The organism is Dictyobacter formicarum (assembly GCF_016587435.1).
The window spans coordinates 19,346-32,770 of sequence record NZ_BNJJ01000027.1 but is presented as its reverse complement, the minus strand read 5'-3'; the positions used below and the strand labels follow the sequence as shown (position 1 = coordinate 32,770).

General features: G+C 50.3%; 12 protein-coding genes. 4 read left to right on the top strand and 8 right to left on the bottom strand.

Annotated features, from left to right (window positions below; all coding sequences use genetic code 11):
- Window positions 1–7: 7 nt before the first annotated feature.
- Window positions 8–712: an MBL fold metallo-hydrolase gene (locus JMI88_RS33065; protein WP_201366297.1), complete on the bottom strand. Its 705-nt coding sequence runs from the start codon at window positions 710–712 to the stop codon at window positions 8–10.
- A 362-nt stretch (window positions 713–1,074) separates the two neighbouring features.
- Between JMI88_RS33065 and JMI88_RS33060 the strand changes: the two genes are divergently transcribed.
- Together JMI88_RS33060 and JMI88_RS33055 are read left to right on the top strand one after the other, a co-directional pair.
- The gene (locus JMI88_RS33060) at window positions 1,075–1,476 is read left to right on the top strand and encodes a zinc-ribbon domain containing protein (protein ID WP_236023169.1); all 402 of its coding nucleotides are present in this window, start codon (window positions 1,075–1,077) and stop codon (window positions 1,474–1,476) included.
- 171 nt (window positions 1,477–1,647) lie between these two features.
- The gene (locus tag JMI88_RS33055; RefSeq protein WP_201366296.1) at window positions 1,648–2,895 is read left to right on the top strand and encodes a 3-oxoacyl-ACP synthase III family protein; all 1,248 of its coding nucleotides are present in this window, start codon (window positions 1,648–1,650) and stop codon (window positions 2,893–2,895) included.
- 142 nt (window positions 2,896–3,037) lie between these two features.
- On the opposite strand, the gene JMI88_RS33050 is transcribed toward JMI88_RS33055, so the two are convergent.
- Window positions 3,038–3,922, bottom strand: coding sequence for a GNAT family N-acetyltransferase (locus tag JMI88_RS33050; protein WP_201366295.1), 885 nt, complete (start codon window positions 3,920–3,922; stop codon window positions 3,038–3,040).
- A 239-nt stretch (window positions 3,923–4,161) separates the two neighbouring features.
- On the opposite strand from JMI88_RS33050, the gene JMI88_RS33045 reads away from it, so the two are divergent.
- Complete coding sequence (locus JMI88_RS33045; RefSeq protein ID WP_201366294.1) at window positions 4,162–4,995, top strand: phosphatase PAP2 family protein; 834 nt, start codon at window positions 4,162–4,164, stop codon at window positions 4,993–4,995.
- A 125-nt stretch (window positions 4,996–5,120) separates the two neighbouring features.
- Here the strand turns inward: JMI88_RS33045 and JMI88_RS33040 are convergent, their stop codons facing one another.
- Window positions 5,121–6,059, bottom strand: coding sequence for a hypothetical protein (locus tag JMI88_RS33040; protein ID WP_201366293.1), 939 nt, complete (start codon window positions 6,057–6,059; stop codon window positions 5,121–5,123).
- Window positions 6,060–6,398: 339 nt separating this feature from the next.
- Between JMI88_RS33040 and JMI88_RS33035 the strand changes: the two genes are divergently transcribed.
- Entirely contained in the window at window positions 6,399–6,881 is a 483-nt protein-coding gene (locus JMI88_RS33035) for a PaaI family thioesterase (RefSeq protein WP_201366292.1), read from the top strand.
- Between the two features lie 102 nt (window positions 6,882–6,983).
- Here the strand turns inward: JMI88_RS33035 and ftsH are convergent, their stop codons facing one another.
- The 5 genes from ftsH to JMI88_RS33010 form a co-directional block, all read right to left on the bottom strand.
- Window positions 6,984–9,017, bottom strand: a complete 2,034-nt coding sequence (ftsH, locus tag JMI88_RS33030) for an ATP-dependent zinc metalloprotease FtsH (protein WP_201366291.1) — start codon at window positions 9,015–9,017, stop codon at window positions 6,984–6,986.
- A gap of 705 nt (window positions 9,018–9,722) precedes the next feature.
- A complete protein-coding gene (locus JMI88_RS33025) occupies window positions 9,723–10,541 on the bottom strand; it encodes a hypothetical protein (protein WP_201366290.1) in 819 nt (272 codons plus the stop codon).
- Window positions 10,508–11,518, bottom strand: coding sequence for a hypothetical protein (locus tag JMI88_RS33020; RefSeq protein ID WP_201366289.1), 1,011 nt, complete (start codon window positions 11,516–11,518; stop codon window positions 10,508–10,510). Before JMI88_RS33020 ends, JMI88_RS33025 begins: the two co-directional genes overlap by 34 nt.
- A 3-nt stretch (window positions 11,519–11,521) precedes the next feature.
- Window positions 11,522–12,343 (bottom strand): alpha/beta fold hydrolase, encoded by an 822-nt coding sequence (locus JMI88_RS33015; protein WP_201366288.1) that lies wholly within the window; start codon window positions 12,341–12,343, stop codon window positions 11,522–11,524.
- A gap of 65 nt (window positions 12,344–12,408) precedes the next feature.
- Window positions 12,409–13,149 (bottom strand): class I SAM-dependent methyltransferase, encoded by a 741-nt coding sequence (locus JMI88_RS33010; RefSeq protein WP_201366287.1) that lies wholly within the window; start codon window positions 13,147–13,149, stop codon window positions 12,409–12,411.
- Between the last annotated feature and the right edge of the window lie 276 nt (window positions 13,150–13,425).

Below are 13,425 nucleotides of genomic sequence, written 5' to 3'. Positions count from 1 at the left end.
ATCGGAGCTACCATTCCACATCTATATTGGTGAGAGGGTGCAGAGCTAGAATAGGACGGCCGTGGCCGGGATAGAGATAGTGAACCTGTAAACTACGCAAGACACGCAGCGTCTCATTCAACTGCCGGCGATTAGCGCTGCCACGCAATAAAGGGGCTCCTCCCTGAATTGTAATTACGGTATCACCACATAAGAGCTCCTGAGTAAAAGGGTTATAGAGACAAAGGCTATCAGGAGTATGCCCCGGGCTAGAGATAACGCGCCACTCAGGATGTCCAGGTAACCCCGCCACATCTTCCAACCAGATATCCACCAGTTTATACTGGCGCTCATACACAGGTGGGAACAGATCTACATGTTGTAGAGGCCCGGCTAAAATATGCTCGGCCAGATGAGCGATCGAAGAGCTATGCAATTCGCCGTGTTGTTGCAGGATCAAATTACGCGCCACCGCAGAAGCCGCGACAGGAGCACCACAGATTCTGCGTAGCATCTCAACCCCCGAAGTATGATCTGGATGAAGATGGGTCAGCACAATCAGATCGATCTGCTGCAACGGGCGATGCAAAAAATGCTGCAGATAGAACTGTAACTGCTGCACATTAAGTTCAGTACCGGGATCTACCACCACCATACGTTCTTCATCGATCAGGTAGGTATTTGCCATCGAAAAACGATCAGTAATAGTATGGACCCGGCGTGCGTGAAGCATATGTTCCCTGTCTGATGAATAGTCAGTGTAGTCAGAGTTCAAGGTATTCCTCCGGCACCCACAATAGAAATATAATTATATCCTAGCATTGAGGTCAAGGATATACTGCATTTTTATAGTGAATATGTTACAATGAAATAAGTGGTTAGGGAAAAATCCCGTTTGGTATGTAAATCCAGCCCCCGGCTCCCGTTCCGTCTTCCGGTAGCATAGGAATCACAACCTGACAACCACCAGGAGATGTATATCGTTATTTCTATGTGTGGAAGAAATATGTACACTCCTATTCTATATGCCGCTGCGCTGTAGTATAAGTCGTATAAGATGGAACGTGTGTAACCGAAGAAGGGGAAGTAATACCCATGATGTTTAACGAGGGCTATCGGGATCGTGTGCTTGTTTGCCGTGACTGTGGTAGTGAGTTTACATTTACAGCCGGTGAACAGGAATTTTACGCTAGCAAAGGTTTGGCCAATTCTCCATCCCGTTGCCCAAGCTGCCGCGCAGCACGCCGAGGCGGCCAGCAATCCGGTGCTCCACGCGCCCCACGTGAGCAGCACGAAGCGGTCTGTGCCACTTGTGGACGCACAACGACCGTACCGTTTATTCCACGCGAAGATCGACCAGTTTATTGTAGTGATTGTTTTCAGTCTCTGCGTGCCTCACAGCCACGCCGGGATGACTACCGCAGCTACAGTAGCAGCAATAGCTACAGTGGTGACCGCGACCGCCGCGACCGTAGAGATCGCCGGGATCGCTGGTAATTTATTATCCCAAACAGAATAGTTAACGTATTTGTTCCCAAAACCAGGTGCCAAAGGGCGCCTGGTTTCTTACTTTTGGGCATAGTTTTTATTTCAATTGCGCACAATATGGTATACTAAGTGGGAATTTACAGGCTCTTATTATCCTCACTATTGGAGGTTTTGTATTCAATGACACGCACCGATGCTGGCCAGTGGCCACATTACTCATTTGTTATACCGCATATTTTTACCCAGGCTAAAGTGCGACTGGTGGGTCTCGGTACCTATGTGCCCAAAGGCGTGATTACCAATGAATTTTTTGCCTATATTTCTACGCGCCTTGGGAGTCCGCGTCGAGCAGAGGATCTGGAGCGCGTGACGGGTCTAGAAACCCGCCATGTGCGTACCAGCACACTGGCATTATGCCGTGAAATGGCTGGTGCGGACGCACCTGGTTTGATTGAGGACAAAACTGCCCCCCAGGAAGAATCACTGGTGGATATGGCAGTGAATGCGGCCGAGCGGGCCCTGGCCAGCGCGGGTTTACAGGCCAGTGATATTGATACGGTCGTTGGTATTTCATCTTCCGACAACGACGCTTTTCCTACCATTGCCGGTATGGTCACGCACCGGTTAGGGTTAGGGCCTTTACGCTCAACCATGTTAAAAGGTGCCTGTGCCTGTCAGGCAGAAGGTTTCCAGGTAGCAGCTGAAATTCTGGCCGCCAGCACGGCCAAGCGCGTCCTACTGGTTGCTACCGAGGCCCTCTTGCCCAATATTATGCATGTATTAGACTGGAAAACCAGTTCTCTATTTGGAGAAGGGGCCGCAGCCTTTGTTATTGAGCGTGGCGACGAAGACACCTATGTCATCAACGGTTCGGATGCCCGCCAGGCACAGGCGCTCCTCTATCAAACTCCACTACGCAAAGATTCTGTTGAGATGGCCGAAGTAGATATGAAGATCTGCCAGCTATACAACGAGGGTCGTGGTGAGGAACTCAACCAGATACTATCGCAGTACATGGTTGGGTATACCAAAATGAACGGTAAAGAGGTTTACCGCGAAGCACCACGCGCTATGGCAGAGTGTGTAGATGCATTGTGCCGCCATGCCGATCTCAATCATGAAGAGCTGGCGTATATTATACCGCACCAGGCTAACTCGCGTATTACGCACCGTATGGGCGAACTGCTTATTCGTGATTTTGGATGGCCCGAAGCGACGATGGACAAACTGGTCGACAACTTTCGCTACTATGGCAACCTCTCAAACGCCAGTATTGCTCTGGCCATGGTTGAGCTCTTACGCCAGGGAAAACTGAGCGATGGTCAATGGCTGGCCTTGCCTGCGGTTGGTGGCGGCTTGAACTATGGCTGCTGGCTTTTACGTTTCCATGGTTTAAAGCATCCCGAGGCAGCGCTAGAGTTAGCATAATACCTGACTGGGCATCACCATGCGGACATCCGCATGCGCAGTTGAACCTTTTTTAGCGGGTGTGCAGGACGCGCGCATTGCGCGCGTCCTGCACACCCGTTCACTGTTCTGAGCACTGCAGGTGCGACTCGTATGTGCTGCACTATTCCAGGCTACGCTCATAGGTACAGAAAATAGCATGGTCGGTATCGTATTCAACGCCAGCGAATGCATCATGGATCAGCAACGTTTCCGGGGCATACACGCGCACCTGTTCCAACTGTAGCTCAGAGAGATGGCGACGCAAATTATAGGCAATAAAGCTGATGGCCTCTATAGTTGTGCCATCCAGATAGCCAACCGAGAGGCGTTGCTGCTGATTCTCCCGGCGAATCTCAGCAATGGCCAGCCCATCCAGGCGTTCCCAACGCTGTAAGAGATAGATCTGCTGACTATTAATTTTTTGCTCCAGAAACTCGGCCGTAATCGGGAGTGCTTGAAACTTCACATAATAGAGCCCACCCACCAGAGGAAAAATGTTGGAAGCATTCAAATAGTCAATGATCATATCCAGATCTTCCAGCGTAGCCAGCCGGACCGGCTGTTGAGGTGCGCGAGAAGGAGGTGTGGTGAAAGGCCGGGCTGTATATAGAGCAAAATCACCCACCCGGCGCATATGCATGCTTTCTGAAAGCTCAATCGATGCCACGTTATGCGAGTCAACCGCCAGTCGGATGGTCGTGGCGCCTCGGCGCATCGCTTCAACCATCGCCGCTTCATTTAAGGCCCGAGCCAGCCCCTGCCGGCGATAATCTGGATTGACCCGTAAGCCCTCCAACCACGACTCCGTCTCATTGAGCAGCTGAATATGCACTATACCGGCAAGTTGCTGATCCACCGTCGCCACCAGAAGCTGTCCTGCAAGATTTTCCATCCAATCATCCCAGACCTGGTCAATATAATCCCCCCATTCCCAGGTACTGGCACAAAATGCCAGTACAGGCTCGCGATCACCAGCCAGCGCCGGTCGGATTTCTATTTGTGACATTGAAACTCCCCAATGATTTAATTGATGAATGCTACACGTAATTTTTTATATACCTTTGTATGATAGCACTCCTGACAGCAAGTTTTGAAGATACCACCGAATGATAAAATTGTCTGGTGATTAAGAAACCGTTTAGTTGAGTCTCGCGTAATCAAAGTATCCGAGACAACTATAGTCCTTAAAGAACAGTTAAGCATGTGATATATAATAAATGGGTTAATTAGTGAGAGGTGGCAAATATGAAGCAGGAGAAGCCAGCCAATGAGCAGATACAAAACAATGTGCAAGACAAGGTAGAAAAAGTCCAGCAAGAAGTAACCGAGAGCCGAGAACCATGGTATATGGTTTCACGGCGCACCCAATTTCTCATTGCTGCGTACCTGATTATTTTTGCGGCTTTTTCAGCACTGGCCTGGTTTGTACACGTCCATCCCATTCTTTCGGTTGATGTTGTAATTACAAAAGAGTTCCAGGAGAGCAAAAAACCGATCCTGAGTAACCTGATGGTTGCGGTAAGCTATCTGGGCAACCAGTCAATACTATTTTTTGCACTGATCGTATTGACCGCCCTGGCCTTCTGGGTAGTACGCTTGCGCCTGGAGGCTCTCTTCATCATTGGCCTCTCAGCAGTTTCTACACTTTTGAATATACTTCTGAAATATATCGTCAGTCGACCGCGTCCAAACGCCAACCTGGTAGAGGTTTTTCAAAGAGCTACAGGACAAAGCTTTCCCAGCGGTCACGTGATGTCTTATGTTGCCTTCTGGGGGTTAATATTCTCGCTAGGGTTAATCTTGTTCAAAAGAAACCGCTGGTGGAACTATGCCTTGTTGATTATTCCTGCCTTCTTCGTGGTTCTGGTTGGCCCCTCCCGCATCTACCTGGGAGATCACTGGGCCAGTGATGTACTGGGTGGATATCTGTTTGGTGGTTTGTTGCTAGGATTGGCACTCTGGCTCTATATGTTTTTGAAGGGCCGTGGCGTGTTAGCTCCAAAAACGCGTAAGCCAGGCGAGCAGATGCTGGACCCACAGCCATCAAATCACGGATCTCATCAACCCGCTCGATCGTAATTAGATGAGAGCATGTGTGTAGCATTTAGAGGTTGAACAAAGAAGTGGCCCCGTCTGTTATAAGACGGGCCACTTCTTTGTTCAATAATGCTTCAGCAGGTCACATTTTTACCTGCGACTAAGGATCAGTGGTTGTTTTCCTCGTGGTGTGTATCCTCAGTTTTTTCCTGTAGTGGTTCCTGATTCTTCTCATCAGACTGGTGACTGGCTGACGTATGGGTATGTCGTCTGTGCGACGCCTGATGGCGAGGAGAGGTATCCGAAAGATCGGTAGGCTTATTTGTATTTAGATCTTCATGGGATATCGAGGCCGATGGTTGGGTATGGCTCTCTACTGTAGATGGTTTGTTTTTAGCTTCTTCCTCGATCGCTTCTGCCACTTCTTCGCGTATTAGAGGGGGCGGCCACGCATGCTCATCAGTTGTCTCGATTGGCATCTTGCCCTCGCCAGATTGGATGGTCACATCTTCAACTGCAGGGCTGGTGGTCGATTCCAACTGTTCTGGTTTGCTATCATGCTTTTCTTCAGAAACCGCTGGTGTATGATGCGCTTCAGATAGATATCCGTTTGACTGATTGGATCCAGGCTGGTTGTTCACGGTAGCAGCCGTATCGGTCAACTCGCTACTACCTTCAGCTGGTTCTAATGAAGATAAATGAAACGCCTCGACTGCCTCATTATCTTGATAAGAATCACCGATGTCTATCGCCTGGATAACGTCAGCAGCAGTGGGCTGTGTCGCTTTTTCTGGCTTGCCGCCTTTGGAGATTTTGCTAACTTGGTTAGCTTTGCTAGTCTTGCCGGTTTTGCCGGCCTTACCAGACCTGGCTGAGATCGACGTCTGAAGTTGAGATAGTGCATCTTCAAGGTCGTGAAGACGGTCGGTACGGGTCTTTAAATTATCCTGGGCCTTGTGAATTTTTTGCTCACCTTTTTGCACATCTTTCTTAGCTTGCTCAACTTTGAGCATCAGTTTGGCCTCTTTTTTGGCCAATTTTTTACGCTTCTTCAGGGCATCATCTTGAGATGGTGTTGTTGCATCCTGAGTATATGTCTTTGCCATAGTCTTGTCCTTATCTAGCTACGGTGCTTGAATTGCAATAGAAGATATGCTCAATATCTCTTATACGACACGAACGAAATCTCGGTTCCGTCTCATTCCTATCCTTAAACGTAGGACTTTTGATACGTATAATTGTAGGGATGGAGACGCCTGGATTTGTCAGACCTGAGAGGCAAATATATTTTATCAGTATACAATATCAAGTGCTATAAATAATGATTTTCTAATTATTATTATTTCATTGTAACAATTCTGCAAAACTATCTTTCAGAGTTCGCATAGTTATATTTTTGTGATAGACTCAGAAAAGCTATATAAAGAGGAGCTAATTTTAATATTATGGATGTCAATGATACGACAGATTATCAACGCTGTTTTGCCTGTGGACAGAATAATCCTTCCGGCTTGCACATGATGTTTCGTACTGAGAATGATACAGTAGTATCCGATTTTCAACCTCGTGAGGAGCATCAGGGCTTCCCAGGCGTTATTCATGGTGGTATTATCGCAACCGTCCTGGACGAAGCCTTAAATCGAACGTCTGTGCTGGCTGACAAGCCCACCTGGACCATGACAGGACGTCTAGAGGTGCGCTATCGACGTTATGTTCCCTATGGTCCTTTACTGCGTGTTCGGGCCTCTTTGAGCTCACAACGTGGTCGCATGGTGCAGGCCAGCGGAAAATTAACGCTGGCGGAAGATGAAAGCGTTGTGCTGGCAGAAGCGCAGGGAACATTTATGGCCTTGACTCCAGAAATACTAGACACAGTCATGCAGGATTACCCGGGGATGCGCGCTTTTTTTGAGAGCAAAGCAGAATAAATGTGCATGCAGATCGCCACCGTATAGTCAGCAGAAGAAAAGAGAGTCGGCCGCTCACCATGTAACTGGTGAGTAGGCCGACTCTCTTTTTATCAAAGCTGCTTATTGGACTTCGGGCGGGACCACCGGCTCGATTGGAGGAGGCGGTGGGGCCAGGGTTGTAACAGCCTGTTGCCCTGCCTGGAATTGAGACTTAGCAATGGGGGCGCCAGTCTCTTCCATAATGGTGTGCAGTTGTTTAATATCGATAGTTTCGTAGCGGCGCAGATCCTGAGCGATACGATCCAGGGTCGTGCGATACGTAGTAAGCAGATTGATTGCCTCATCGTAAGAGGTACGTACAATGCGATCTACTTCCTCATCGATCAACTGAGCCGTCTCTTCGCTATAATCGGTTGGAGCGCCGGTATCGCCGCCGCTCGAAAACGGATTCTCGCGTTCGCTAAAAGAGACCGTACCCAGGCGTTCGCTCATGCCCCAGCGTGTAACCATCTGACGCGCAATCTGTGTCACACGCTGCAGATCGTTTTCCGCACCGGTTGTGACGCGATTAAAGATCACTTTCTCGGCGGCACGACCACCCAGCGCGGTCACAATACGTGCTAACAGATACTCCTTCGAGTAATTGTAGCGATCGTCCAGGGGCGTATACATGGTAACACCCAGCGCCTGTCCTCGAGGCACAATTGTTACTTTCGTAACAGGATCGGTACCTTCAAGCAAGAGGCCGGTCAGAGCATGTCCACCTTCATGGTAGGCAGTGACATTCAAATCTTCATCACTGAGTACCAATGGACGCTCAGCACCCAGTAGGATTTTATCCAGTGCCTCATCAAAGCAGCGCTGATCCACATTATCGCGGTTTCGGCGTGCTGCCAGCAAGGCCGCCTCATTAACGAGGTTAGCCAGGTCGGCACCCACCATACCCGTGGTAGAACGTGCCACCGTGACCAGATTGACATCGCTCGCCAGCGGAACCTTGCGGCTATGAATTTTCAAGATCGCCAGGCGCCCATTCCAGTCAGGTCGATCGACGGTCACACGGCGATCGAAACGGCCGGGACGCAACAGCGCCTGATCTAATCCGTCAGGACGGTTGGTCGCGGCAATCACCACCACTGCCTGACGGGCATCAAAGCCATCCATCTCAACCAGTAACTGGTTCAGAGTCTGTTCACGCTCATCATTAGTATTGATGCTGGAGCCGCGCTGACGACCGACCGCATCAATCTCATCGATAAAGATGATGCTAGGTGAAGCCTTCTTAGCCTGCTCGAACAGATCGCGCACACGGCTGGCACCAACACCAACCAGTACCTCAACAAACTCAGAGCCAGACATCGAGAAGAAAGGCACTCCCGCTTCACCGGCTACTGCGCGAGCCAGCAACGTTTTACCAGTTCCCGGAGGTCCCACCAGAAGCACACCACGGGGAATTTTACCACCCAGGCGCTGGAACTTCTGGGGTGTCTTCAAGAACTCAACGACTTCCTGTAACTCATATTTTGACTCATCGACACCGGCAACATCCGCAAACGTCGTACTCGGGCGATCCTCAAGGATCACTTTCGCGCGGCTCTTGCCAAAGCTGAAAATGCCCTGCTGGCCTTGCGACGACCGGCGTGTAAAGAAGAAGAAGAGTCCAATTAAGAAGACCCATGGCAGAATATTGATCGCCAGGCTAAGCCAGATAGAATTATCCTGTGGAGGCTGATACTTAAAGGTCACATTATGGTTATAGAGCACCTGTGACAATTGAGGATCGCTATTTGGCAGTTGGTAAGTATGGAACTGCTTCTGACCTTTTACCGGCTGTTGGAACGTACCAACAATATCAGAATTACCAATAATGGTAACATCTTTTACATTATTAGCTTGAATCTGATTAATGAAATCGGTGTACGACACATCCAGACGTTGTGTGTTGCCACCGCTACCAAAGTTATTGCTGAAGATGCTATATATGTACAAGGCAAGCATAATACCAACAAGAGCAAGTAGCCACTTATTGAGATTATTCGATGGTCGTTGCTGAGGCGTTTGCCCGTTCGGTCGACCTGTAGGGCCAGGACGCGTTTGCTGTTGCCTATCGTTGCCGTTTTGTAGCCAGTACACATTCTCCGGCGGTTTTTTCATTGCAAATTACCTGCTTTCTTGGCCCTTGACATGCAATACCACTGTTTTTTTGTATGCATAAGGAGAATACTATAGGCCTTTTTTGGTAACACCCCATATTATATCTCACTGTTAATGGAAATGCATCACTTAGAATTTTTTTTCTTTTGCCGACCGGCGCTGGAGGCCGATGAAAGAAAGGGGGAGGTGGGGCGTCCTCGCACCCAGGCAGGAGGACTAATGTCCTCCCCTCCGGCTTAGAAAGTGTCAGACTCCCAACATACTGGGAATCAGAGCGCCCCTGGGCCTGGGGAACGCAGGCGTCCCCACTCTCTTTTTCATGACTGGTGCAGCAGGTGCGCATTCGCGCACCTGCTGCACCAGTCATGAAAGGATATCCTGAGCACGGGAGGTGTGCAAACCCATGCATAGTGCATGCGGATGCTACGGGAATCTGACACTTTCTTATATTTCTATATATAAGTGATTGTTTGGTGCATTAGATGTACCAGGACAATATTTGTGATACACATTGACTGGTTATTATGATTACTCGACTGTAATACGTAGCATCGGGACCCTGGTTGCAAATTTTTGTGAGAACCAGTACCAGGTATGTCAGAGGATGTTTGACGTTGGGCTTCTGGTGGTTTATAACGGCCTCTCAAAGGTGTAAGTGTTTTTCAATTTCGTTTGTCCAGTGATAACATGCAGGATAGCGGTTCTTTAGCTCTGGGGCCAGCGCCTGCCGAACCAGGAGCCCCTGATATGTTCAATGTGATCGGACTGGCGGGCCGGCCACGTATCCTTGCGACTGCGTGCCAGTTGGGCCATGGTCTCGCGCCAGATAGCGCCACGCAGCGCCAGGGCCGGATGAAAGCGCATCAGAGCTGCTCGCAATAGCTGATCCAGCGGTGAATATAGCCAGGGACGCAGGAAGCAATAAAGCTGGTAGGAAGCACTCTGGCGACCTAATTGCAACCAGGCAATGATCCAGCCCACAATTTCAGTCGGCGTCAGTGTCTTGAGCGCCAGGGCATAGATCCTGGGATAATAGTGGGGCGTATGTAATACAATGCGTGTATAGTCCAGCCAGCCCACACGGTCTTTAAAAAAATCGTTGGTAACGCGGGGGCCCAGTTGCTGCAACACACGACAAAAAACATTCAGCGTCTCATTGACCTGCCAGGCGGTTTCGACATGCTCAGGTTTAGCGATCATAAATTTACTAAATGCCCTGGCAACAGCCGGCACGGCCTCGGAGGCGCGGATCTGGTTAAGTTCCGCAGCACTCAAGCAATTGCTCTTCAAGGCCTGGGCGAGCAGGGTCGTAATACGCTGCAGATTGCGCACATAGGAGCCAAAGCCACAAAACGTCAACGGCGATTGAAAGGCCGCGGCATCTCCCAGCGAGAGGACCCGGTCATAGGCCAGCACCTTGGCCTCCGGCTGCCAGGGTAGCGTGATATTATAGCCAGCTGGAATAAAGCCATAGACCGGTTTCAGAATCTCTACCGCGCTGGTATCTTTATAATCCGGCAGCAAGGCGAAAAAGTCATCAAAAAGCTCAAGGAGATCGACATGGCTGCCGGACTCAGCAGATAAATGGCCACCTGATCTTCTTTGCCTGGAAACGCCTCCCAGATCAACTGGCGACCCTTGCGACTATCTTCCGTAGAGATCAGCACCTCACCGCTAGCTTGATCAATGGCATCTGGCGCCAGCCCCTGCTTATAGCCGTGCGCCACAGTACCTACAGTGGGGCAGACCAGGGAATAGGGACGACCGCAGTTAAGCTGGCAGGCAATGGGAGAGGTCGAACCCATCCCATCAATCAGCAAGTGGGCCTGATAGCAAGCGGGTGCTCCCTGATTATCGGTGACATCGACCGTCACATTGCGTGCTGGCTGAACGGCGCAGCGCACAAAAGTTGTATTGTGCAGGATCAGATTGGGCGCTCCATAGCGGGGACAATGCTCTTGAATTTTTTGCACACAGAGAGCGGTAAGTTTTTCCGCATCAATGGCAACATTCAGCACATCTTTTAGGCGCAGCTCGGCTGGAGCGACCTGAATATGTTGGGCGTGGAAACGAATCACACCATCCTGATATTCACGCTGAATCACCGACTCCAGCTCAGCTGGGGTTAGCAAACCACTATCGAGCAGTTCCTGTAGCTCTTCTCGCGAAATATTCCATTCGCGGTGCACTGCTCCGACCGTAAAGCGATCAAAGACAAGGACTCGAAAACCATAGCGCTGCGTCATCACAGCAGCATGCAGCAGATTCAAACCACCGCCAGCATAGATGATATCAAACGTATGGCTAGCAGCGGCCAGGGGCCGCTCCTCAGCCACAACGACCTCAGTATAGTTGCGCCTGGCTCCCGAGAGGAGCATATTTTGCCAGCTCGCATTTAGATCTAGCAGACGCTTCAGGTGTAGCTCGCCCTGTGGAATGCTGGCGAAGGCCTGCGCAAGATGCGGATATTGATCGACCAACTGCTCAATAGACGTTTGCACACGTTAATTTTCTTTTAAAAATTGACGGACGGCAGTTACAAAGGCTTCATGTTGATCCCGGCGAATGCTATGGCCAGTACCTTCAATGTAGGCCAGCCTTCCCTCTGGCCAGGTAGCGAGCGCCTGCTGAGCCACTTCGGGCGTCACAATAGCACCCCGAATCGGATCGCCAGTAATCAGTAGTCCTGGACGTGCCAGCTCTGGGACAATGGCTTTCCAATCGCGGCTGACCTGATACAGACCCTGAGTAAATACCTCAACCTGGAACTGGCCCTGTGCTTCTGCCCATGTTCTGACATCATCTGGCAACCAGTGCGGATTAAAATCAGCCGCATCCTCAAGGCGCTCCGCCAGCGGCTGTTTTTGCAGTTCGCGCATGTTGGTCGCCCACTGCTCCAGGCCGTTCTCTTCTTCACCAGACAACGGCTCGGCCTCTAAACCGCGCCAGGGAGGATCTTCGAGCATCACCGCGCGTACCAGTTCAGGATGTTTTTTGGTGACATGAGCTGCCATATGTCCACCCATTGAATGGCCCAGCAAGGTTACCGGTGGCAATTGTAGGGCCTGAATAACCGCCACAACATCCGCAACCAGCATCTCGGTAGTAAAACCACTGACCGCTGCCCCCGAGCAGCCGTGTCCCCGGGCATCCAGCATTACAATGTCATAATCAGCCTCTAAATCTCTGGCCACAGATGTCCAGCACAAGCCAGCATCGGTGAAACCATGCAGTAGCAGCAGCGGCGGCTTCGCAGTTCCTCCGGTGCGGTAATAGTGTAGCTGTACATCATTCGCTAAAACAAGACCTTCAAACCAGTGTGACATATCTACATCGTCTCCTCGTCAAATAGTTGTCGTGTCAGTATACGCTATTTTACCAGAGGATCGTCTTATTGATCGTTATCGTCCATCCCCGCTTTTTCCCCTAACGTAATAAAGACCTGCCAGCGACGGCTACGCACACGTTGAGAACGACGCCGCAAGCCAAACTGTTCTAATGGAATGAGACCGCCAAATGGCATACCGGGTAACTCTTCGGTGGTAAATACCTCATCATCCACTGTCGTCGTAGTTGAGATAGGCTGTTTATAGGTGCGCGCACTGGATGAAAGTGAGCGCGAACCATAAACCAGGAGATGGATGAGGAGCAGGAAAGGCTGCAGATAGCCAACGGGCTGCAGGTGTGCTCCCTCAACAATAATCAAACGGCCACCGGGCCGCAAAACTCGCTCAATTTCCGAAATAGTATCGGGATCATAGATATATTCAGATGGAAACGTGCTAACCACCGTATCAAAGGAATTGGCCGAGAAAGGTAATTTTTGCGCCGAACCCTGGATGACCCAGGATGCCGGACCCGCATGGCGTCTCTGCAGCGTAGTACGGGCCGCGGCTACCATGGCGGGCGAATGCTCTACCGCCCGACACATATAGCCAGCCTCCAGCAAGTCGGCCAGCAAATCCCCCAGGCCACAGCCTAATTCCAGAATATCATGTCCATGCAGGCGTGGAAGGACCAAATTTTGCCAGGTGCGCCACTGACCCGCGAACGGCACCGTACTGGCAAAGCGATAAAGATAGCGATTTTTGTACAATGTTTCAAAGAGCAGTTTACGCAGATTGGGTGTCATGAGATATAGCCTCGGCTGCTATGGTAAAAATAGACAACAACTCACTCAATTGTTCAATAGTATGGTCTGGTGGAGCAACGTTCAACTGGTGATGACGCCGCTGCTGCTCGTAGGCCAGGCCGGAAGATAAAAGCGTTGCTGGCGTGTAAACGCGTCCTGCTTACGCACACATAAAAGGGCCAGGTAGTTTCACTTGCATACACCCTGACGGGAGCAACAAGAGCAACCTACCCGGCCCTTTTCATACAGCACCTATATATCTACTATAGAGAGTAA